This window comes from Flavihumibacter sp. UBA7668 (assembly GCF_002483205.1).
Classification (GTDB): domain Bacteria; phylum Bacteroidota; class Bacteroidia; order Chitinophagales; family Chitinophagaceae; genus Flavihumibacter.
Map to the genome: position 1 here is coordinate 550,976 of NZ_DLHM01000004.1, position 25,190 is coordinate 576,165.

Sequence of the window (25,190 nt, forward strand, 5' to 3'; positions counted from 1 at the left end):
AAGCCTAAACCTTATCGATATGTTCCAATTATTTTCCAGATACCAAAAACTTACAGCCTATCTGTTTTTGATTATATTCTACAGCGAATTATTTCTGATTCCTGCTGTTGCCCGGGCCAATTATTATAGTAGGGACAGATATTATCCTCTACCGGCAGTACGATATGAGGAAATACCAACGGATACCAACTATCTGAGAGATAATATTCATGTGTCAATTCCTGATTCCAATAGAAATCTGTTAGGAACTGACCAACAAAATAACACATTCGGAGGTGGACCAACCCAACCCGAAATGCAATCCTTCAGTTCGGTGAATGGTAATAATATGGTAGATCTTTTCACCGGAGATTTTTCCTATTCAATTCCTTTATTGGATGTTGGCGGCTATCCACTGACACTTGGATATAAAGGCGGTGTTTCTATGGAACAGGAAGCCAGTTGGGTTGGACTTGGCTGGAACGTAAATCCGGGTACAATTACAAGGAATATGCGGGGCCTGCCGGATGATTTTACAGGTGATGCTGACTCCATCAGAAAAGTAACAAAGATTAATGAAAATAAAACTGTTGGTGTTACTCTTGGTGCAGATTTGGAGCTTGCGGGTATGCAACAGGGGAATTTTGGAGCTGGTATCGGTTTTAGTCTTGGGTTATTTAAAAATACCTACAAGGGCTGGGGAATGGAATCTGGTTTAAATGCAAGTATCAGAGTTGGGTCTGCTTCTAAGGGAGGATTAAGTGGTGGCTTGTCATTTGCCAATAATAGCCAGGAAGGTTTGACAGTTTCTCCCTCTTTTTCGGTTAAAGTTGCCTCGGGAGAAAATGAAGACAAGGCTGGATATGGTGCCAGCTTTAGTATATCCTCTCCGTATAATGCAAGAAGCGGAATTAAAGTATTGCAATTGTCTGCCGGGATGTCGCAATACAAAAAGAAAAACGGATCCGATAATTATGCCAGTATCAGTAGTACCCACTCCCATGGCATCTCCTTTGCAAGTCCAACATTTGTACCGACCATAAACCTGCCCTATACCAGTGAAAATATCAGTTTCACTGCGAAAGTTGGTACAGAATTCAAAGTAATTCATCCAAGTTTTTTTATCAGTGGTTATCAGTCCAGGCAATATATTGATGCTGAAGATACCATGAGGCGAATCCCGGCTTTCGGGTATCTAAATTATCATCAGGCCAATGATAATACTTCCGCCTTACTTGATTTTAACCGGGAAAAGGAAATTCCTTATAGGGAAAAGCCGGCTGTTCCACATATTGCCATGCCATTTTATACACCTGATGTGTTTTCGATTTCCGGCGAAGGAACGGGTGGTATGTTTCGTGCCTATAGAGGAGATATTGGCTGGGTACGTGATCATTTTATGCGTACTAAAGATAAGTCAGATCGATTCAGTGTGGATGTAGGTTTTGGAGATCTGGCACATGCCGGTGTGGATTTGAATATTAACCGGGCCATCACCCAAACTGGTGCCTGGGAAAATGAAAATGCAGCTAAAAAAGCCCTGAATTTTCGGCGTGATTCGCTTGATTTTCAAGCCAGCTACTTTAAAAATCCGGGTGAAAAATCAATTATTGACAAGGAATTTTATAATGCAGTTGGAGGTGATGACCTGGTAACTATAGGTCTGTTTCAACCAGGACCAAGCAGCTCCTTAATTCAAACAACCAACAAATTAAACAGGTACACCAACCGGCAATTAACCAGTACTCAGCCATTGGTGGCATCTGATTTGATGCGAAAGGAGCGTGATAAAAGAACACAGGTCATAAGCTACCTGACTGCCGGTGAAGCGGAGGAAGCAGGACTTCATAAAATGATTGAATCCTATGTTCCGGATTCATTTAACATTGCAGCCTGTTATACCGATTTATTTCCCACTGAGCCCACCGTTGGTATTGGATTAACCGGAAATGTGTATGCCAATAAAACCCTGGAAGGTGTATCCAATACTCATTACCGTGATATATGGGATAATAAATGGAAGGATGTGACTCCATTCTATTCTCCAGTAAATCCAGCTATAAAAATTAATGATAATTTTTCAATTCGATGGATTGGTCGTTTAAGAGCGCCACAAACGGGGAAATATGTAATAAAAACAAGAACGGATGATGGAATTCGTATGTGGATCAATGATTCTCTCCGGATTAATGACTGGAAGAATCATGCTGCCACCGATAATTATACAACAGTATATTTAACGGAGGGGAAGTTCTATGATATAAGAATTGAATATTTTGAGTACAGAAGTGTATCCTTAATCAGTTTTAAATGGAACAAACCCGGGGATGCAGTAAATGCGTTTGTTCCAATTCCCAAAGAAGTTTTTTTTGATCTTGAACAGAAAGTGTTGCATTATCCCAATGTGGTGAAGGAAAAGCGTGTAAACCCCTATCGGAAATCTTCCCATATCAGTGAAATAAATGTTTTGAATAAAGATGGAAGGAGGTATGTATACGGAATACCAGTCTATAATTTAAAGCAAACAGAAACCAGTTTTTCGATTCAAAAAAGTTGGGGCAATGCAGAAACAGGCATGTCTTATTACAATGCGGATGCAGCTTCTGTTCGAAATTCTATTGGCCGTGATGCCTATTTTTCTAAGGAAGAAGTACCTGCTTATGCACACTCTTTCCTTTTGACGGGCTTACTTTCACCGGATTATGTTGATTTGACGGGTGATGGTATCACGGATGATGATCTGGGAGACGCCATAAAGTTCAATTATTCCAGAATTGCCGGACTTCAGCAGCCCTTTCAATGGAGAGCTCCTTCTGCAATTGATAGTGTAACTTATAATGAAGGTTTAAAATCAGATAGTCGGGATGACAAAGGATCCATGATCTACGGCGATAAAGAGCTCTGGTATATGCATTCTGTTGTGTCAAAAACAATGATTGCTACCTTTCATTTGGAAGACAGAACGGATATTCGTTCAGTTGATCCAACAGGTCGCACCACCCTGGGCAAAGCGAAACGACTGAAAGAAATCCGACTTTACAGTAAGGCAGAGTTTTTGAATCAGCCTTCGAAAGCGGTTCCTATTAAGACAGTTCATTTTGAGTATTCTTATGAATTATGTCCTGGTATTAATCAGGGTTCCGCAGGAGGAAAATTGACCTTGAAAGAGGTTTATTTTACCTACAAGGGAAATACAAAAGGGAAAAGAAACCGGTATAAGTTTTCTTATAATGGGATTAATCCGGGCTTTCATCCCAAATCAATGGATCGTTGGGGAGAGTATAAAAATCCGGCTACCAATCCGGGAAGTAATGGATCCACCATTATTCCAAATTCAGAATATCCTTATACTATACAGGATAGCCTGATTGCAGCCCAGAATGCCGGAGCCTGGGCATTGGATTCAATTTCTCTTCCATCCGGAGGGGCTATGAAAATCCAGTATGAAGCGGATGAGTATGCCTATGTACAACATAAGCGTGCAATGAGAATGTTCCAGATAGCCGGATTTGCAAGAAGTGCAAATGCCAGTCCAACTGATAAATTGTATTCAGCATTGGGGGATCATCTCTATGTTTTTGTGGATTATACCGGTGCTGGAAATAATTCGAAGGAGATCTACAATAACTTCCTTGAGAGTATAAATAAACTATTCTTCCGGGTTGCTGTAAAAGTGCCTTCTGATCAATTCGGCAGCGGTTTTGAGTACATTAACTGCTATGCAGATTTATCTGATGGAAATTATTATGGACTGGTCAATGCCAACCGTTTCTGGGTCAAATTAAAAGGCATTTCAAAAGAAGGGAATTCAGATGGTCATTTTAGTCCCCTGGTTAAAGCAGCAACCCAGTTTCTTCGTTTGAACCTTCCGTCAAAAGCCTTTATCGGATCGGAGAATGATGGTAACCTCGGAATAAAAGAAGCCGTTAATATGCTGGCTTCCCAGGGGGAGAATATTAAAGAAGCATTATTGGGGTATGAATTGAATATCCGTTCCAGGTACCAGCTAAGTGAGGTGGAGTTGAATCGAAGTTATGTTCGATTATTAAATCCAACCTATCGGAAATTTGGAGGCGGACATCGGGTCAAATCCATAAAGATTTATGATAACTGGGATAAGTTAACACAACAACGTCCGATGGTATATGGTCAGGTTTATGAATATAATAAAATTGATACCATCAAAGGAAAACTGGTTAATCGAAGTACAGGTGTTGCGAGTTTTGAGCCGGGTATTGGAGGAGAAGAGAACCCCTTCAGAATGCCCATTGAGTATATCGAAAAAACCGGCATTCTTGGACCGGTAACACTAGGCTATACCGAAACCCCATTAGGAGAATCATTATTCCCGGCACCAACCATAGGGTATGGTCGTGTCAGAGTAAGAAGCCTGCATCAAAAGAATGTAAAGTCTGCCAATGGATTAACCGAAACAGAGTTTTATACCGCATATGATTATCCGGTTTATACGGAACACAGCCTATTGGATAATGATACTAAAAAACGTTATCGCCCATCTATAAATAATTTCCTTAGAATTAATGCAAAACACTTTATAGGATTATCACAAGGCTTTAAAATAGAGCTGAACGATATGCATGGAAAAATTAAGAGCCAGGCTGCGTATGCTGAATCTGATCTTGTTAATCCTGTAACGTATACAAAGTATATATATAGAACAGTAAAAGGAGGAGGTGCGCAAAAACGACTATCCAATTCGGTGATGGCGGTCCATCCAAACGGAAAGATTGATACAAGTGCATTAATCGGGAAAGAAGTGGAGATCATGGTTGATATGCGGGAACAGTTATCCGTAACCAATGGCACCAATGTCAATTTAAATGTGGATGGTTTTAATATACCACCACCACCTTTCATCTTTGCAATTCCTTCGGTAATTGGGATGCCCCAGCGCGAAGAAAACAAATACCGCTCAGTGGCCGTTACCAAAGTAGTTCAGCGGTATGGAATCCTGGATAGTGTGATTCAATCAGATAAAGGCAGCATTGTTTCCACACGTGATTTATTATACGATGCTGAAACCGGAGATGTATTACTTACCCGAACCAATAATTCATTCAGGGATCCTGTTTATACGTTTTCCTATCCTACACACTGGGCCTATGAAGGAATGGGATTGGCCTATAAAAACATAGATATCATCTTACGTGGACTGGAAATAAGAAATGGGAAAATAATTGGTGGGTTAACAGGAGCAGCAGGCGATTGGTTGTTCCCGGGTGATGAAGTGTTGGTAAATGGAAGTGAAAAAACAGGAACCATTTCTGTATGTGAGGATCAGCCGGCAACATTTGGTGAATACAGGCGGTTATGGGTGGTTGATACAGCTATTGTAAATGGGGGTGTATCCCAGATTTACCTGATGGATGCGAATGGTCTGCCTTATACCGGATACAATGCAACCATTAAAGTTATTCGAAGTGGAAGAAGAAACCTGCTTGGTTCTGTTGGATCTCTGTTAATGAAAGAAAATCCGGTGGTGTTTAATAGTTCTACCAACGAGGTTGAACTACAATTTACCAACGACAAAAAAATGATTCAGGCTTCTGCCAATCAGTTTAATCAGGTTTGGCATGTGAATGACGTTATGAAGAGTGAAATATTAGAGGTCCCATGTACTACTCCGGGGGCTGATTCTGCAAAAACAGAATCATATAGAAATAGTATTTGTAATTGTGCAGTTCCCTTTTTTAGTTATTTAACTAATTCCAACCGGTTATTTACAACACTAGAGCAAAATATTACTGTAGATTCTTTGGCAAGAGCAGGTGGCATAAATATTTCTAATTGTCCCTTGCTAGCTGATAATGCCCAGAAATTGTTTTATACACTCACTCCAAATCCATTTACTCCAGAATACAAGGCAATGATCGGTGATTGTGCTATTTCGATCCGTGTAACAGGAACAATTGGCGGATTACCCCAAGCGAAAGTAAATCCGGTTAAACCCTTTGAAGGTGATTATTTGGCTAAAAATGAAGCGAATTTTAAAGGACCAATGATAGATGAGTCCTCATTTAAAACTGATAAAGTAGTATTTGCGGAACAGGTTTACAATTTTACAAAACTTAAAAATCCATACTGTAATTCAAATGGGAGGATACAGTTTAATATGGCGGACACCATTAGTGCGGGAAATGACACTTGTAAATCATATTCTTTCAGAACATACTATCCTGGTGTAGGAATTCATTATTTTGGATACTCCTATTTTGATTGTAATACTGATGAATATATACCTGTATACGAAATGATCGAGTCTGGAAATGCCGGTTGGAGAGATTTCAGTTTTGGAATTCCTTGTACGAAAGAAATATTCAGCACATCAAATATTGAGTTAACAGATACAATTATATGTACTGTCACCCCTTCCGATTCGATTATTCAGTATAAAGTTGAATTGTTCATAGACTCCTGCACCTCCTGTGAATCCATTACAAGCATGTCTTGTTCAAGTGCAGTAATTAATACATCTGTCAATCCCTACATTTCTGGTTTATTAGGAAACTGGCGCTCAGAAAAGGCATATGTATATTATAGTGATCGGGTGGAAAGCAATCCGGCTGTAGAAACCAATATCCGCCAGGATGGTGTCATCGCTGATTTTGACAGCTTTTGGAAATTTAATAATGAAAAATTGGTTGTCAGCGCTGATACCAACCGATGGGTTTGGAATATCGTTGCTACCAAATACAATAACAGAGGATTGGAATTGGAGAACCTGGATCCATTAGGCAGGTATAATGCCGGCTTGTATGGATACAAACAAACCTTACCAATAGCGGTAATTAATAATTCCAGGTACCAGGAATCCATGTTTGATGGATTCGAAGATTATGGTTTTTCCACACAGAATTGCGATACCGCCTGTGTTGTTCCCCGCCATATCGATTTTAGTAGTTATAAAACTTATCTGGATACCATGTATGCGCACTCAGGTCGATTTAGCCTGAAACTGGGTGCCGCGAATAATTCAGCGGCAATCACTGTTCCGGTTGTTGCCTCGGGCGAAACAAGTAGTCCGGCTTTTACCGTGTCCACCTTGCAACATGCCTGTACTACAACTGGCTCGGTTCTGGACAAGATTCAGGCGGATAGCAGTGCGTTATTGCCTTCTTATAAACCATTAGCCGGACAAAAAATGGTCATCAGTGCATGGGTAAAGGAATCTGTTCCGTGCAGCAATGGAACCTATACCAATAACCAGATTTCAGTGGTTGATAATGGAGGTAACTCGTATACACTTCAACCTTCCGGATCAATCATTGAAAGCTGGCAACGCTATGAAGCCGTGGTGGATATCCATGAAGGAGCAACCCTGCTTACTATCCAGCTGGCTGCATTAAACAGTTCAACCGTCTATTTTGATGATGTACGGATGCATCCTTATCATGCCAATATGAAATCATTCGTTTATGACGCAAAAGACTTACGTCTGATGGCTGAACTGGATGAAAATAATTATGCCACTTTTTATGAATACGACGATGAAGGAACACTGGTGCGATTAAAAAAAGAAACCATACGGGGTATTCAAACCATCAGGGAAACCAGAAGTGCCTTACAAAAAAACTAAGCTCATGCGTATAATAGTTATCCTGTTCTTCTTAGTCAGTTTTAACTCTCCGGGGGTTGCTCAGGGACAAGTACAACCCGATCCTCAAACACAGCAAAACCTGACAGCGCTTAGAAAATCGGTGAGCCATTCATTGGAATCAGGTTCCATTTCCTATGAAATGGACTACCGGATTGCAGCGATCTCCAGTCCGGATCAATTTATTGATTCGGCCAATGGAAGCTGCAAATACCTGGGAAAAAAATGCTGGTATTCAATTGGAGGAATGGAAGTGTTTCAGGATAGTTCCTTAACGGTAGTTGTATTCGAGGAAGATCAGCTCATCTATCTGACCCGGCCCAATAGCATGCAATCCGGTTTTAATGCAGTCAGCTTATTGGATTCTTTATTAAAGGGAAATCAGCAGGTAATCTGTACAAAACAAACTGAACATGGATTGGAACAGTATAAAGTGGTGTTTAGCCAACCTGTACTATACAAAGAATTATCGTTTCTGGTTGATAAGAAAGGGCGGATGATCTCATCCAGACAAATTGTAAATCAGTCGCTGATGAGTGGAGGTGTTCAGGCAACCGGAATTTCAGGTGATTGGGTAGTGCTGGATATCCGGTTTAAAAACTGGAAATCCAGTTCTTCCGGCGATCCGGTGTTTAGTTTAACACATTATCTGCAAAAAAATGCGGATGGTTGGCTTGCCTCTGATCGATTGGCAGCCTATACTGTATTTATTGCTCATTCAAGCTTATAAAAGTTCCGCATATGAGAGCTTTCTGTTATAACCTTATCCTTTTTGTCCTGTTATTACAGGCACCCGTTGTGTTTTCTCAGCAGGCAGAAAATACAAGAAAATCAGTTTTGTTGGGTCGATTGTATGAAATTCAGGAAAATGCTGCTGATACGGTGGTTGACCTGAATTATACAACACCTGCCCGGAAAGCAAAACTTCCGCAGGCATACCTTGTCAGAAATAAAGTTTCGTTTCGACTGGATGATGAAGCTGCTTTGGTGCTGCCTGCCAACTTTACAGCCAGTGTTAAGCTGGAAATACAACGGACTGTTTTTTCCGGATCCATACTTACGGAAGAAAAAACACTTGAGTTGGTTTACAATAAAGATTCAGTATATGGATACTCCAATCAATTCGTATTTGAGGGGGCGCATCAGGTTATTGTGAAAGTGTTGGAAAAGACTGCACCGGATACCAGTATCTGGCATTCTCTGCTGATCGAAAATGAACTCCAGGCTTTTCCCCAATATGATTTTTCCTGCACCAATGATTTGGTAACAGATCTAACATTGGAATCTGTGGGACAGGGAGCCGATTCTGTAATGGCAGCATGGCCATCTGTTATCGGAGCAACTATTTACGATTTGGAATGGACATTTATCGACAGTGCTTCCATGGCAACCGGGAAGTATGGAACAGTTGCCAGTCCCAACCACAGAATGATATTTTTACGAAATGCATCCCGCGTTTCAGTTGTTGGGGAATCCTATGCAATTCCCCTCCTTTACGATGGGAAGGGTTATCTGTTTGCAAGAGTCAGAGCTGTGCAGGAATTGGCCGATGGTTTCAGGAAAGAGGCTGACTGGCATCAGGATGCCATCGCTTCCGTGCTTTTCGAAGGGCATGAAAATAGTCTAAACTGGCAGGCTTCCACCAGTTTTGCTGAAGAAGGAAAGCGAAAATCAGTGGTTCAGTATTTTGATGGCAGTTTGCGGATGCGCCAGGCTGTTACAAAAGATAATGTAACATTAAATACCATCGTAACGGAAAGCATTTATGATTATCAGGGCAGACCGGTAATTCAGGTATTACCAGCCCCCACATTAAATTCAATAATTGGTTATTCAAGAAATTTTAATAATGGTGTAAACGGATTGAACGCTTATGATGTGAGTAATTTTGATTCCTTAAAAGCAGGAGAAGCTGCGGATACTAAAATAGCAGACCCAATGTCTTCGAGCTCCGGAGCAGCCTATTATTATTCAGCATCCAATCCGGATAAAGACAGTTTGATTGGCAGGAATATTCCTGATGCAGAGGGTTATCCATTTACACTGGTGGAATATACTAATGATCAAACCGGCCGCATTATGCGGCAGAGTGGTGTGGGTAAAAAGTTTAGGATTGGAGAAAATCATGAAACCCGTTATTTCTATGGTACACCCAGTCAGGAAGAATTAAATGCCTTATTTGGGACAGAAGTTGGCTACAATTCGCATTATTTCAAAACCATGGTGCGGGATGCCAACGGACAATACAGCGTAAGTTACACAGACATGCAGGGACGAACCATTGTCACTGCATTGGCGGGCAAACTTGCAGATTCAGTAAAACTGGATTCCCTTGAATCCAATAGGGCACGTCTTATTACGGAACAATTGTCCACACCGGAAAATACGGTAATCAAAGACCTGGTTATGGAAACCAGAAATTCACTGCTGGTTGCCAGAAGTGATTCCTTTTATTTCTCCTATAATTTGAATCCGGCAACACTTGAAATTGCCAATTGTGAGCAGGTAACCGTATGTTATGATTGTCTGTACGATTTGAAAATCACCATAACAGATGATCGGAATAACAAAACATTCGGGGGCAAGGCCTTTGATACCACTTTCCGAAATTTTTCGATAAATGCTATTGATACAACCTGTGTTAATACCCCGGCAGGATTTGCGATCAATTTCACCAAATTTCTTGGGGAGGGCAATTACGAGGTAACAAAACAATTAATTGTTAATCGTCGTGCGCTTGACTATCTGAGAGATACGGTGTTTGTTCGAAATAATACCTGCAGAACAGTAGAGGAGATGATAAGTGAAGAAAGAACGGCATTGGCAGCGATTATTTCCTGTGCCAGCTCCTGCGACAGTTGTGAACTGGCGTTGGGATCCTATGAAGATTTTCGGGTAAACTTTATTGATAAGGTTGGTCTCCCTGCAACTGATACAGCCAATTATGGACCTACCATCTATAAGGCTTATCTGGATCAGGTGGATGCCTGCAAAGCATTGTGTAATAAAGTGGAAAGCTGGACAGACAAAAGAAAGGCGATGCTCATGGATATGACGCCAAGTTCGGGTCAATATGCCAGTCTCGATAATAATGAGGATGATTTGAATGTCTTTTATGAAAGGGATTCGGATAGCACCCTGAATCCGGTTGTTCCACCGATCATTGCCAAATACCAGCGGATCACCAATTATTTGAATGCGGATGGTTTACCGGCCCTTGTTTCTGATGATGGCAGTGGGGAGATGATCAATCCGTCGAAATTGAATCCTGAGGCATTTGCAGCCAAATTTGAATTATCCTGGGCGGAGGCATTGCTTCCCTTCCATCCTGAATATTGTAAGCTGTTGAATTATGAGCGTTTAAAAGAGAGCCATATCTGGGATCAGGAATTTGAAGAAACTGAAACTTATGCGGAAGCGTTGTCAAAAGGATTCCTGAATCCAACCGGATTGACCGGTTCGAATTATACCCGTTTTAATGGTACTCCGGGACTGATCAAGCGGGATCCTCTGGCGGTCTTATACGATAGCAGTTCCAATCAGTACAAATCAAAACTGGAAGCGCTGCTGCTGGTATATAAAGAAGCTGATAATCTGGATGTCAGTTTGTGGGGTATGGCAACCGTACTGGTAAAATGTCTGGATGCTAATGAGACAGAGGCCTGTTATATTAACTATGCTGCCATCGGTAATTCTTTTTCAACAGCTGATTTATGTGAAGCAGATCTGGATAATGCCTGGCGAAATTTCCGTCAGATGTACCTGGAAATAAAAAAGGAACTGATCAGTAAACGAATAATTCAGTTATGCTCAGGCGAATTGAGTAGTACTGAACTTGCTGCACGGGAGTTTCAGCCACATTTTGGTGAGGCGGCTGCTTTATTTGAAGAGAATAATCTGGATATCCCGACAAATACAACCGAGGCAAATTCCATGAATGCGTCAAATCAGGTGAATGAAGCGGAGTTTTATGAAAGCAATTGTAAAGCCTATGCGGCCAGTTGGTTACGGGATCTGGAACTTTGTCAGATTCCTCCAGCGGATACAGCAGCATTAATTCTGAAACTGGTTGGAGTTTGTATAAAAGGTTCAGATGCAACTCATTTGTACGGATCCAGCACAGTAAAACCAGGTTCAGCCGGCCCTTATTACAGTTTTGAAGAGGTGCTTAATGAATACCTGGTATCAAAAGGATTAACTGCAAGTCCGACTTGTCATCCTTATATGATAACTACCCCGAAGCCATATGATAAGGTTTCAGGATTTACAGAAAAAGTAGTGGTAAGCAAACCAGATAGTTGTGAGTGTGCGCAGATTAATACTTTACATAATAAGTACCTGATTCAGCCAGCCGGACAAACAAGTTTTGGCGCTTATATAAGAACTGTTTATAAGACGGATATAGCAGATTCAACCATTTCAACCTTATTGGCGTCCTGTTCACCAACTTCTGATCCGGATTGTAAGTTCTTTGCTAAGCCTATAAGTTTACCACCGGTATTTCAGTGTGGGGGTGCAGAGATTTGTATTGATTGTGATCAGTTTAAACAGGTTGATTCCAGCTTTACAGCCACCTTCCCCGGAATAAAAGCCCTGCCTGATTCGATGGCTGTAAGTCCGGAACAGGAAAGAATAAATAAACTGTATGTGTCTTATTTAAATTCCAAACTTGGATTTACAAAAACACTAAGGGAATATTTTCAGTTTTTGGATGATTGTGTAAATCCAATTGATACTGTATGTGATTCCTTGTTTGCATTAAAGGAACGGATTGTACGTGGGTATAAATGGGAGGTTGGATACGATAGTTATCGGGTTAATAATGAGTTAACTCCAAAGCAGGAACCATGGGAGTTATTTAATAATGGAGTATTAAAAATGCCAGATAGAACCTTCGATTATTCTAGAGCTATTACAGGTATTACATTTGGTATGGGGACAAAATTGCCATGTGATATCAGGGAAGGGTATACTTTTGAATTTAGAGTAAAACATCCCGTAAATAACAGAACATTTGGCGGTAATGATATTAGTTTTGGAATTGGAACATATGTATATATTACATTTACTCAGACTGCAGCAGGAAATATTAATTTTTATCAATTTAGAGAAAATAACGTACACTTATCACCCTTAAAATCATTAAATACAACTAATGGATTTTCGATTTGGAGAACTATTAAATTAGCTGTTACGCATCAGGAATACAATTTGTATCTGGATAATCAGCATGTAGTTACCTTGCCCAGAAGTTATCCTGACAGTATAAGGAACCTTCCAAGTTTTATCAGCTTTCAAGGAGATACTTTTGAAATTGATTGGATAAAAGTATCTAATTCACAAGGCAACGAAATTTATAATGAGGAATTTCTTGATTATAATAATCGGGCGATGTATAAGTTTGGAAGTATTTGTTCAGATCGACCTCTAACCTATAATCAATACTTTACAAATAGTTTCAATTCATTAACTGGGCAGTCTTTGACATTTGCCAAAATTGATTCCTTATACCTGATAAACTGTGGTTATAGTATTAAAGAAGCGCTAGATACGGCAGCAATTCAAAATGTTGAATTGGCACAAGTTATTACTGATTATCAGAAAATAAATGCCCCCAGGTCTAATAGTGTTCAGTTGGAAATGCGAACTTTTGCTGGGAATCCAACACCAGCTGACGGGCCAAAAGGTGTGTTTAACGTAAATGATCAGTTGATAGGTCAAACAATTGATGGAACACCAGAGCAGATTAATCAATCTTTTGCAGACATATGGAATAGTGATTCAACCAATAGAATAGTAGGTGTTCTTAAGCCAGTCAATAACGGTAAGTTTGAACTGGTGCTGAATCCAGGCCAGCAGGTTCCTTGTAAAGGAATCGTTGGACAACGGTTTTTCCAGTTTGATGTAAACGTAAGAGATACACTGGAAAGAATCGATCTTGGTCTTGGTTCTTATATTGATTTTGGTGATGGTACCAGTTATTATCTGGCCCATAATTCAGTATCATCTGCCAAAACAATTTTAGTTAAAGAGAATTCAATCCATTGGTATGAGCAGACTGATGTTGTTGGACAAGATTATGAGTCACATAATTTTTATAGGGTTAAACATATTTATAACTACTCTGCAACACCTCAGCCATATACTGTTACCGTTTATCATTCAGATAAAAAGGGAGTGGTTCAGATTTATGACCAGAATGTATATCCGGCAGAACCAATGTCCACTAACCTAAGGGGGTATTTTCCGCAGAATTTATTGCGCTTAGGCTTTCATGGAACAAGAGATTCAACGCTTAACAGATCAAGTCAAATTTATAACTGGTCTTCGATTTCTTCCATACTTAGTTTAGAAATAGTTGTTTATAAAAGAAGCCCAATTCTACATAATTACCTGGGAGATTTTTCAAATAATAAAAATATCCGACGGATTAGGTATGAGCCCGCTTTTGATCTTTTGCCCGGTTATGTGGACGGAGATACCATTTCAACTCAGTATGTTGGACGAACAGTAGATCAGCTGTTTCCAAATATTAGTCAGAATCAATCAAAACTTGGTTTCTTCACTTTATGTGGTGTGGGTGGCAGACAGCATGATCTGATCAAACTGCATTTTGGATTTCCGAATCTTAAACATCTGCAGTCAGATTTTCAACCCCATGTTGCAGGATATATCGATTCTGTTTACAATCAACTGGCAAGAGTAAATACTAAATCTCAAGGAATATTATCCTATGGTTATTTAAGAACTTTTGGCAATAATCCCAATCAAAGTCCATATCCAACTGCATTGAGCACTTGGGCCCGCGACACTTTAAATGGAAGAGACTGGAGATTGGCAGATGGCTTATCTTCTGAACCACGATTCGCCGAATCGCCGGAGGATTTATATGCCTATGATATTTTCCCTCTCACCGATCCTTTCACTGAATACTTCAATTTCCGGTTCAATACGAATTTCACCAAACAGCAACTGGATTCCTTCTACCTGTCTAAAACCGGTAACTTCCCTAATGCCTGCGTTATTCGTAAAACAACTCCTGCTGCCCTGCGCTTATGCGGTAGCACGGAACCTGTATTTGGCCCCCTGCCTCCGGAAGTAATTACCAACTGTACCGATAATGAATTCTTTGCAGTAAGTAAGGCTACCGAGCGATTCACGGTTATCAAAGATTCCTTACTGAATAATTTCGATAGTCTCTATCTGGCGAAATGTCTTGATGCCTACAAGTTTGAAAGCTTTACCGTTACCCGCCAGGTTCGCGAATACCATTATACGCTTTACTATTATGATCAGGCCGGTAACCTCGTGAAAACCGTGCCACCAGCCGGTGTGGATCCTGTTTACAGAGCCAGCTGGTCAGATAGTGTAAATCTTGCCCGTACTGCCGGAACGGTATTAACGCCTGTTCATGGATTACCAACCCGGTACAGATACAATACGCTTAATCAGGTTGTAGCACAACTCACCCCGGATGCAGGCATCAGCTCTTTTTGGTACGATCGCCTGGGTCGACTCGTGGTTTCGCAAAATGCACTGCAGGCTGGTCCGGTTGCAGCAGCTGATAAAAAATACAGTTATACCAAATATGATTTCCTCGGCAGAATCAATGAAGTGGGAGAGTTGAGCAATGGTATCGGTACAACCGTTAATCAGTCCCTGACCCGTAACCAGACCAGTCTCTTGAGCTGGTTTGGATCCAATGCCGCCAATCGCGGACAGATAACCACCACCGTCTATGATCTTCCTTATGCAAATGGTGCCATCGAAGAAGAACTGGTGCAACGCAATCTTCGGAACCGGGTTTCTTATGTAACCATCACAGAAGGAAATAATCCGGCTAATTTTAATGCCGCCAGTTTTTATAGTTATGATATCCATGGCAATGTGGATACGCTCCTGCAGGACTATGGCAGCAACGATCCGGCAACTGTTAATGTGATGAACAGTAACGGCAACCGTTGGAAAAAAATCGTTTACCAGTATGACCTGATCAGTGGTAAGGTAAATGAAGTGGCCTACAACAGCGGTCAGGTGGATCAGTTCTTCCATCGCTATCAATACGATGCCGATAACCGGTTGATTGAAGTGGAAACCAGTCCGGATTATTGGGTTTGGTCGAAAGATGCCCGCTATCAGTATTATAAACATGGTCCGCTGGCCCGGATGGAATTGGGTGATCAGCAGGTACAGGGACTGGATTATGCCTATACACTACAGGGTTGGTTAAAAGGGGTGAATGGAAACAGTTTATTTAATGGTCAGTTTGATATGGGGGGAGATGGTGCCGCAACCGGTCGCCATAAATATGTGGCAAGAGATGCATTCGCATTCAGCCTGCACTATTACCAGGGCGATTATACACCAATTGGCACAGCCACCACTTATTTCCCTGGCTTCTCTGCCTATCTGAACCAGGATCACCGTCCGTTGTACAATGGAAATATCAGCAGTATGGTGGTGAATATCGGGAAGCTGAACAGTCCGGTTGTTTATAACTACCGCTACGATCAGTTGAACCGCATTACTGCCATGGATCGCTATACCGGTTTGGATCAGGCCACCAACAGCTGGTCGGCCATGCAGGTAATGCAGGGCTATCGCGAACGGATTGCGTATGATGGCAATGGAAATATCCTACGCTACCAGCGATATGGTACGGATGATAAACTGGCGATGGACAGTCTGAATTACGAATACAATCGGGATCTCAATGGCCGTCTGATCAATAACCAGTTGTTGCGGGTGCGTGATAATGTAAACAGTGCAGAATATATTGAAGACATCGATGACCAGCCGGTGAATAACTATTCTTATGATGCTATTGGAAATCTGGTGCGCGATTCTGCTGAAGGCATCAGTCAGATCAGCTGGACGGTTTACGGGAAAATTCACCAGATCAATAAGCGCGATGGTACGGTGATCCGCTATCGGTATGATGCCGGTGGAAACCGGATCGGCAAATCGATTGCGAAACCTTCCGGTGCGGTTGGGTATACCTGGTATGTACGGGATGCATCGGGCAATGTGATGAGTACCTATGAAACCAATGGTACGGGATCGGAATTGCCATCGAGTCTGTATCAGAAGGAAGTCCATTTGTATGGAAGTAGCCGAATTGGTATCTTTAATCGTCGGGTGGATGTGAAAGAAAATTATGCGGCACCATCGGTGTTCAGCAGCTACCGCGGACAGAAGTTCTTTGAATTAAGCAACCATTTGGGCAATGTGCTGGCTACCATCAGTGATCGGAAGGTCGGCTTCAGTACCAATGGAACTGATATCGACTATTACGAAGCGGATGTGGTTACGGCAAGCGATTATTATCCTTTCGGGATGTTGATGCCGGGTCGACAGTTTGGCCAGGGGCTGAACATAGCAGGCGGCGAGTTTACGGAAACAACAGAAGTAAACGGTTACCAGGTGCCGGTGGATCTTGTTCTCAATACCCGTTCCGGTTCCGAGCCGGTGGAATATGTAGCTTCCGGCAGCATCGAACTCGTAGGCGAATTTGAAAGCGGAACAACCGACGAATTCGAAGCCTATATCGCCGATGAATCCTATGCCGGTACCGGAAATATTGGCGGTGCAAGTACAGCCGGGTTGTATCGTTATGGGTTTAACGGTAAAGAAAATGACGACGAAGTAAAAGGAACAGGGAATCAGCAGGATTATGGAATGCGAATCTACGATCCACGATTAGGAAAGTTCTTAAGTGTGGATCCGCTGACAAAGGACTATCCTTGGAACAGTACGTATGCGTTTGCTGAAAATGATCCAATCAATTTTATTGATTTAGATGGAGCGGAACGTCAACCTCCGCTAAGGCCGGGAGCTAGTGGAACCGGAAGAGGTATTCGATTGGTACATCCAGTAGAGGAGGCTGCCACCAATACTGCGTTAAGGATAAGAGAGGGCACTAGGCTTCAAAGGTTGCGTGAGGAGAGGGAATTAATGCAGAGGGAAGTGAGGTTGGGGATTCGAGAAAGAATGGTGAGATATCGTGAAGCCTTAGGGCGTTATGTTGACAATGCCGTTACATCAGCTCAATATACTTTCGGGGGCAATGGATCTGTATTGATTTCTAGAAATCAAGCGAATGGAAACGTTTTCGAAAGAGAAGTGTATCAGTCTATGCTCAAGAATCCGGATTATCGCAATGTTGTTCGACAGGTAACTTTTGCTGTCGAAGGATCTAATGGTATAACAGTTCGCGTAAGGATTGACAATGTTGGAGTAAGGAGGGATGGGACATTGGATCTAGTTGAGGCGAAGTTTTCAATTACGGGAATAACTAAGCAAAATGTATCCCAGTCATTAACTTTGAATCAGAAAGATTTTTTCAACATGATGATTAACGGCGAAGTAGCAAGTATTAAGTTCGTTGGAGGAGCGAATAAGGCTGCTCAGATTGGAGCAATAAGCGGAACTGATTTCACGGGGCGAATAAAAGATATTAAAATTATTGGATCAACTAATAATGGCAATGCAAATAATTCCGGAACTAATGGAAGTTCGCAGTCAGCAACACCTGCGTCTAATGATAAGGAAAATAAAACAACAAATCAATAAAGTATAATATGATTATGTTAGCTGACGATGAGTTTAAATACGCTGACTTAAAAAACTTTGCATTGATGGAAGCTGATAAACTTCTTTCAATGGAAGGTTTCAAATTGGTAAAAAGCCAGTTAAGCTTTAAGAAGACAATTCAATCAGGTAGAATTGAAGTCGCATTTGATTTTTTAAATTATTATCCAACAAATTACGAGTATTCCTTTGGGGTTATAATATGGATAAATGCGCTTCAAGAAATAACATTGAAGTTCTATGAGTTTGCAGGAATTAAAGAATCTATAAAATGGTCTACAGGATTTTTTGAAGGAGATTTTATTGATTCACTTCGGAATAGTGAGTATAAATTTCGAACTGGATATTATAATGAAGTTCGGTCTTTGGCTGAAGCTAGGAATTCAATGAATGCGACACTGGATACTCTAAAAAACAAGGCAATTCCATTAGCATATTTACTTTGCGAATTAAAGGGTTTTCAAGAATATTATTCTTCGAATAAGCATGAGATTGTGAAAAATTTTGGCAACAATGCGTTATTCATTTCAATTTTATTGGCGATGTGCTTACGAAACGAAACTGAGTTTTTTAATATGGCTAACTACTTAAGAGCAGAGCTTGATAGGGAGAAAGCAAAGGGGAATATTTATGAAGAATTGTATTTTTATCTCGACCGAATGAGTGAATTTGTAAAAAGCAAATCATAAGAATCACATTTGTATTGATTAATCGATAACAAAGCCGTCAGGAAAAATATTCCTTGGGGTTTTTCAATGCTGTGCAACGTCTACAGTCTTTGTACAATTGGGCGTCCGGATATCCGGATCGGCTTTACTGGCCATTTTTTATTCCGTTAAAGGATTTAAAATCAGGATCAGAATTGATTGGATTATTAAAACGTTTGGTTCGTTAAAGGCAAAAAAAAGAATACACGATCCTCAAGTGTCCGACAATTATAAGAGTAACAGTATCTCTTAATTAGCAAGGAATCAGCTTTACCACAACGGATGAAACTAAACAATTAGCCGGCTATTCCTGTAAAAAAGCAGTAGCATCGGCAGTTCTTTGAGTAAAAAGCTGGTGCAAGACGGCTGTACAACTGGGGTAAAATCTGGTTCGGGTGTATACCGTTATGGATTTTCCTGAATTAACTCCTTATCAGTTTGCAAGTAACAATCCTGTTTTTAATATTGATATTGATGGTTTGGAAGGCATGGGGTCACCGATGGTTGGTGTATGGAGCCCGTCGACCAGAAAATATATGATCCAAGGTGATGTGAATAATGATATGGTTGTTGATGAATCGGAGCGAGAAGCTTGGAACAAAGCAATGAGTGTGTGGTTAATTGGTGGAGGAGCCGTATTAACTGGTGGAAGGACCGCGCCGTTGTTAAGACCATTATTTTGGAGTGCCGTTGCGAACCAGGAAACAGCAGGAACTATTGGGTTTTCAATTTTTACTGGACTTACAGGATATGAAGGGCCGGGCATACCAGGCCCAGGGGATGAAACTGGAAGGGCTATTAATAAGATATCGAAGCCAATTTTTTCATCATTTAAGCCGATAGTTCAAAAGCGTAAAGAACTTTCAAAGGCATGGGGAGTCGCAGCGGATTATATAGAGTATTCAAAACAAGTATTTACTCAGGATTTGGATGAAGAAATGGAATTGATTCAGTACCGAATCATTGGAAATGAAGGAACAATCGGCAATTATTTTGCTTTACCTGGAACTACTCCAGAGCAAATCGGACTAAAAACAAGTGATGTTGCTGAAACACTTACTGTGAAGATTGCTAAATCCACTAAAGCATTGACTTCAACACATAAAAAAGATATACCCCACTACAAAGATGGTAAAACGCCATTGGAAGGTGGAGGATTACAGATATTTAGTGCCGAGTTGAAAAAGAATGTCGAAATTATTAATAGGGAGTAAACATGGAATTAGAAACTGAAGTAATTAGATTAAGGCAACGTTTGTGCGAGTATCGATTAGCGAGACAAGGTCAAAACATAAGTACTCATGTCAATGCCATTGATATTGCACTTGCCTTAACTGAGCTTGGACTGAAAGATGGTAGACCAATAGACGAACAAGAGAAGAATTGGTTTAGGGCGGGACTTTATTTGTCTTATGTTTTTGATGGAAGTGAGTGGGAAGATATAGCACGTTCATACAATGATATAGTAGAAAAAGTAAAACAGTTAAAATATTTTATCTAAAGGAAAATGTGATGAAGTTAGAAAAGGGGGGCGTTTCTTTATTAGAGTTTGTTAAGTAATGGGTGTGTTTTTTAGAAGGCACAAGGTTATTTGAAATACCATTAAATAATTAGATTTGGTCAAGTCGTTTTTATACGTGATGTATTTACTTCGACGTAATACCTCATTTTTTTTCCAGTTCACTTCCTGGTCTTTCGGAAAAGCGAGTATGGCCTGAATGATAATGGTGTGGGTTGCTTCATCGATGGTGTAGTGTGCGGAGTATTCGCCTCTTACATATCTACTAAATACATAAGGGAGTATTCTTGCCTGTTCTGCCAGTTCTTACTTTGGTATTTTTTGCGCAGATCGGAAAGTCTTATATCTATAAAGGCAGTACGGTGATCCGCTACCGCTATGATGCATCGGGTAACCGGGTGTACAAGGAAGTGGAGGCATCTGGAATAACGGCTTCCACCTGGTATGTGCGGGATGCGCAGGGCAATGTACTGGCCACCTAACAGGTCACCGCAACGCCAGTGCTCCGGGAGTCGTATATTTATGGTTCATCGCGGCTGGGATCGAGATCACCAATTATCTGGGGAATGTGATGGCCACCATCGGGGATGGTCAGATCCCCCGCATGAACGGTTCTTTGATAGAATACTATGACGCCGATATCCAAACGGCCACGGACTATTATTCCTATGGGATGGTAATGCCGGGCAGAAGTTTTAATGCGGGGGGAGTATAGGTATGGGTTTAATGGGAAGGAGAATGATAATGAGGTAAAGGGTACAGGGAATCAGCAGGATTATGGGTTTAGGATATACGATGTAAGAATTGGACGGTTTCTTTCAATTGATCCATTAGAAGGGGAATATCCAATGCTTACTCCATATCAATTTGCGAGTAATAGACCAATTGATGGAATAGATCAAGATGGTTTGTGCTAACCCTGTGCTAACCGCCTGAAGTTGGCATACCCTGCGCCTGAAATTTTAACCAGCCACAGAGGGTGGGCACATGAATTAGGCAACTTTGGTACATAGATGGAACATGCTACAGCACTTCTTCCTTGATCCTCTTTGAAATGGCGGAGGAAAATACAGTTGCGCCGGCATCGTTCAGGTGAAAGGCATCGTGGAACCATTCTTTTTTGCTCAGGTATTGGGGATCCTGTTCGTAATTCCAGACACTGATGCCGTGTTTCTCCTTCAGCAGATTGGTTACAAAATTTAGATTGGCACTCTGGTGCTTTTCTATATAGTGGGGAGATACCAGCACAATTACTTTTGCCTGATTGCTCTTCGCATACTCAATAAAATCACTCAGGTAATTCAATTTGGCCGAATCGATTGCGGCTTCAGCACTTACCGCTTTTTGCGGCGCGCCATTGTACACATGATTCAGGGCAACATAACCCTGCTGGTGTTCCAGTTCACCGGACACATTATTCTTCACAATCTGATAAATGGTGGAATTGAAGCGGTATAAATCAGACTGCATTTTTAATTGCTCAAAATGTCCGCGTAATAAAACGGTTTCTTTTGCAGCATCCGATTTTTGGGTAAAGGGCAGGAGTAAACTCAGTTTTTCCCGATCCCAGGTAGGAGGGGTCACTTCATAATCGATATAGGACATATCCAGCAATACCACCTTGGGCTGGTAGCGCTCAAACGCCGCTTTTAAAATCCCGGTATGGTAATAGATATTTTGTCCGCCTGCACCCGCATTAAACACGGTTAAATTCAGGGAATCTTCCAGCACCGCCGAATTATAATGATGCTGGGCACGCGAAGAACCAAAAACCAAGACATCTTCTTTTGTTTTGAGAACGGAATATACCAGCTTATCCACTTTGGCAGATTTGTCAGAGAAATAACAATTGGACAGCAGATAACCGGAAAAACGATCAAGTAAAACTGCCAGCACTACAAAAGCAAGTATGGAGAGAATCTTTTTGGTGGTCATGGTTCCGGGGGATTGTACGGTTAAATCGGGACCAAAATAGAGAATTAATTCTATTTTGTCAAGTGGGCATGAAGGGACAGTACCTGTGGCAGCACCAATTGCTGGTCGTCGTTGACAATGACAAAATCGCAGAGCTTCATTTTAAGGGATTCATCGAGCTGATTGCCCATCCGCTGCAATACCTGCTCGCGGGTAATCTGATCACGCTGCATGACGCGATGAATGCGAAGAGAAAGAGGTGCAGACACGCCAATCACATAATCCAGCTCATCCTGGGTACCGGATTCAAAAATCAGGGCCGCTTCTTTAATGGCATAGGGGGCTGATTGTCGGTTCATCCAGTCCCTGCCAAACTGAATGGTGGCCGGATGTACAATCGCATTAAGCGCGTCTAATTTCGCACGATCATTAAAAACAAGGGAGGAAATATAAGAACGGTTTAATTCACCGTTTTGATAGGCTTCCGGCCCAAATAAGGAGGTGATGGCAGTACGCAGGGCAGGATCTTCATTCATCAGGCTTTTGGCGGCGGTATCAGCCTTATAAACCGGTATGCCGAGGTGTTCAAACACCCTTGCCACCATCGATTTACCACTGCCGATACCGCCGGTTATGCCTATTTTCAACATTATGCTTTCACAGCTGGTGCTGGTTTGTTGATGTTTTTTGTCCACTCCAGAGAAATGGCAGATTTTTCAATCTTCATATAACTACCCGGAGAGGTTTCCAGCATCAAGGTGCCGTCTTCATTTACTTTGTTTACGGTGCCATGAATGCCGGCGATGGTTACAATTTTATCGCCTTTCTGCATGTTCTCCTGAAAGGTTTTGGCTTCTTTCGCTTTTTTAGCCTGAGGACGAATCATAAAAAGCCAGAATACGAGGATCATACCACCCAGAAGTAGTAACTGGGTCATTCCGCCGCCACCGGCTTGTAGGAAGATTAAGTTGGTCATATTGGTGAATTGTGAATAAGTGAATTGGTGAATAAGTGAATGAGGTGAATAGGTGAATGGGCTATTTACCGGCAGCAGCTGCGGCGGCTACTTCAACTTTGAATTGAAGGTGGTGATCCATGGAGCCGTTGGTATTGGCACGTACATGGATGGATTTATTGTTGGTGCCAATCCGTCCTTTACTGTCGAAGGAACCTTTGATTACGCCTTCCTTGCCGGGAAGGATGGGCTCTTTCGGAGGTTCTGCAGCCGTACAACCACAGGCAGGGGCAACCGAATAAATTACCAGGGGTTTGGTACCGCTGTTTTTGAAACGGAAGGCAACTTCCACCTGCTGACCTTCGGTCACTTTTCCATAGTCTTTATCCTGATCAAGCCACTCAATGGAAGTAAACTGGGTGCTGTCCACCGTGTTGGCAGCTTCTGCTGCCGGTGTTGTACTTAATTCTGGAACGCTTGCTTCGGCATCTTTAGCCGGACTGTTCTGGCAGGCAACTACCGCCAATGCCAGCATGGATAAAAAGAGTATACGCATGTCGGATTTATTTTTTAAAACTTACTTTATGCAATTTATTATCTCTGACCAGATCTTTATGAATATTATCCAAAATTCCATTCACAAACTGCCCACTTTGCGGTGTGCTGTATTCTTTGGCCAAATCGATGTATTCATTGATCGTAACCTTGGGTGGAATGGTTTCGAAATACAATAGTTCACAGAGGCCCATTTGCATGAGGATCATGTCGAGGGTGGCGATCCGCTCCGGGTCCCAGTTTTTCAATTTGGGTTTGATCATGTCGAGGGTGATATCGCGCTTGTCGATCACCGCATTCAAGAGACTTTTGGCGAAATCCATTTTTTCCGGACTCACCATTACCTGAAAATTGAAACTGCCGGGTTTATTCAGGAATTGCTGCACCAGCTGATGCACCATCTCGCAGTCATCGTCCCAGTTATTGAAGTTTTCTTCGAGGTGGCTGGTGAATTCTTCTCTGGTAATAAGCAGGTTGTTGTAAATGAATTCCAGCATCGATTTCTCGGACTTGTAATCGCGTCCCTGCACCTGAACATAGGCCTGGTATTCAGGTGTGGTAACCAGTTCCAGGTAAACTTTTCGAACCAGTTCCTTATCCAGAAATTTATCTACCAGATCTTCCTTAATGGCAGCCTGATAAGAAGCATCTTCCAGGATTTTCCAGAGTAACTGATTGCCGGCGATTTTTGTATTTACTTCCAGATCAGCTGCGGAGGGCAGGTGTTTATTGGCGCGGTTGCGGGCATCCGTTTCAGAATAGCGGGCAACTTCTGTAATAAAATGAATGGTGTACAGTAATAATTGTCGGGATTGGTCAAATTGCTTATTTAATAATCGAACGGGTTCGCCAGGTTTAGCCGGCTGGGTGAAAGAATCCAGTGCATACAGGGTCTGCATCACTTTTACCCTGATAATTCTTCTGCTGATCATACCTCCAAGAACTTTGTTAAGGCGGCAAAGCTAGGTCATTTCAGGGCGTTGACCAAAAGCAGGGGCATCAATTAACGGGGTCTTATCTTAAGGATGGAGATGATTTCCAAACCGGTTCCGGGGTTGAGGGAATTTTTTTGTCCGGTTTTCTGGAATTGAACCAGCACAGGCTGTTCATCCCGCTGAAAATCGGCGGGTAAATTGATTGCTTCATACGCGATCCCATTTTCCATAACCAATACCCAGGCGGCTGCATCGCAGGCCGGACCGCAGGGATAGCGCCAAGTTTGCACCACTGCCGGATTATCTGTCAGGATCAGTTCTTCCGAGCTGGATTTTTGACAGGCAAACAGAAGCAGGCTGCTGATTAGCAGCAGAAATAGATAGCTTAGAGATGATAGAATTCGTAGCATATGCCGGTACG

14 protein-coding genes are annotated in these 25,190 nt (G+C 41.7%); 8 read left to right on the plus strand and 6 right to left on the minus strand.

What is annotated here, in order from left to right; translation table 11 throughout:
• Positions 1-19: 19 nt before the first annotated feature.
• The 8 genes from B2746_RS10480 to B2746_RS22835 all read left to right on the plus strand — a co-directional run bounded on the left by B2746_RS10480 (position 20) and on the right by B2746_RS22835 (position 21,327).
• Positions 20-7,576 carry a PA14 domain-containing protein gene (locus tag B2746_RS10480; RefSeq protein ID WP_290793190.1) on the plus strand — a complete coding sequence of 2,519 codons (7,557 nt, stop codon included), beginning with the start codon at positions 20-22 and terminating at the stop codon, positions 7,574-7,576.
• Between the two features lie 4 nt (positions 7,577-7,580).
• Complete coding sequence (locus B2746_RS10485; protein WP_290793192.1) at positions 7,581-8,324, plus strand: hypothetical protein; 744 nt, start codon at positions 7,581-7,583, stop codon at positions 8,322-8,324.
• Positions 8,325-8,335: 11 nt separating this feature from the next.
• Positions 8,336-18,166, plus strand: coding sequence for an RHS repeat-associated core domain-containing protein (locus B2746_RS10490; protein WP_290793195.1), 9,831 nt, complete (start codon positions 8,336-8,338; stop codon positions 18,164-18,166).
• A 14-nt stretch (positions 18,167-18,180) separates the two neighbouring features.
• On the plus strand, positions 18,181-18,873 hold the full coding sequence (locus tag B2746_RS10495; RefSeq protein ID WP_290793198.1) for a hypothetical protein: 693 nt from the start codon (positions 18,181-18,183) through the stop codon (positions 18,871-18,873).
• A 425-nt stretch (positions 18,874-19,298) separates the two neighbouring features.
• A complete protein-coding gene (locus B2746_RS10500) occupies positions 19,299-20,105 on the plus strand; it encodes a hypothetical protein (RefSeq protein WP_290793200.1) in 807 nt (268 codons plus the stop codon).
• Between the two features lie 2 nt (positions 20,106-20,107).
• Positions 20,108-20,392, plus strand: a complete 285-nt coding sequence (locus B2746_RS10505; protein ID WP_290793202.1) for a hypothetical protein — start codon at positions 20,108-20,110, stop codon at positions 20,390-20,392.
• Between the two features lie 305 nt (positions 20,393-20,697).
• Positions 20,698-20,892: a hypothetical protein gene (locus B2746_RS10510; protein WP_290793205.1), complete on the plus strand. Its 195-nt coding sequence runs from the start codon at positions 20,698-20,700 to the stop codon at positions 20,890-20,892.
• Between the two features lie 216 nt (positions 20,893-21,108).
• Entirely contained in the window at positions 21,109-21,327 is a 219-nt protein-coding gene (locus B2746_RS22835; RefSeq protein WP_414655284.1) for an RHS repeat-associated core domain-containing protein, read from the plus strand.
• 106 nt (positions 21,328-21,433) lie between these two features.
• Here the strand turns inward: B2746_RS22835 and B2746_RS10515 are convergent, their stop codons facing one another.
• The 6 genes from B2746_RS10515 to B2746_RS10540 all read right to left on the minus strand — a co-directional run bounded on the left by B2746_RS10515 (position 21,434) and on the right by B2746_RS10540 (position 25,179).
• Entirely contained in the window at positions 21,434-22,345 is a 912-nt protein-coding gene (locus tag B2746_RS10515) for a hypothetical protein (protein ID WP_290793208.1), read from the minus strand.
• A gap of 50 nt (positions 22,346-22,395) precedes the next feature.
• Complete coding sequence (gene coaE / locus B2746_RS10520) at positions 22,396-22,974, minus strand: dephospho-CoA kinase (RefSeq protein ID WP_290793211.1); 579 nt, start codon at positions 22,972-22,974, stop codon at positions 22,396-22,398.
• Positions 22,974-23,300 (minus strand): preprotein translocase subunit YajC, encoded by a 327-nt coding sequence (gene yajC, locus B2746_RS10525; RefSeq protein WP_290793214.1) that lies wholly within the window; start codon positions 23,298-23,300, stop codon positions 22,974-22,976. The genes coaE and yajC overlap by 1 nt, the downstream gene beginning before the upstream one ends.
• Positions 23,301-23,361: 61 nt before the next feature.
• Positions 23,362-23,835, minus strand: coding sequence for a DUF1573 domain-containing protein (locus tag B2746_RS10530; RefSeq protein ID WP_290793216.1), 474 nt, complete (start codon positions 23,833-23,835; stop codon positions 23,362-23,364).
• A gap of 7 nt (positions 23,836-23,842) precedes the next feature.
• A complete protein-coding gene (gene nusB, locus B2746_RS10535) occupies positions 23,843-24,766 on the minus strand; it encodes a transcription antitermination factor NusB (RefSeq protein WP_290793219.1) in 924 nt (307 codons plus the stop codon).
• A gap of 71 nt (positions 24,767-24,837) precedes the next feature.
• Positions 24,838-25,179 (minus strand): hypothetical protein, encoded by a 342-nt coding sequence (locus tag B2746_RS10540; protein ID WP_290793222.1) that lies wholly within the window; start codon positions 25,177-25,179, stop codon positions 24,838-24,840.
• Between the last annotated feature and the right edge of the window lie 11 nt (positions 25,180-25,190).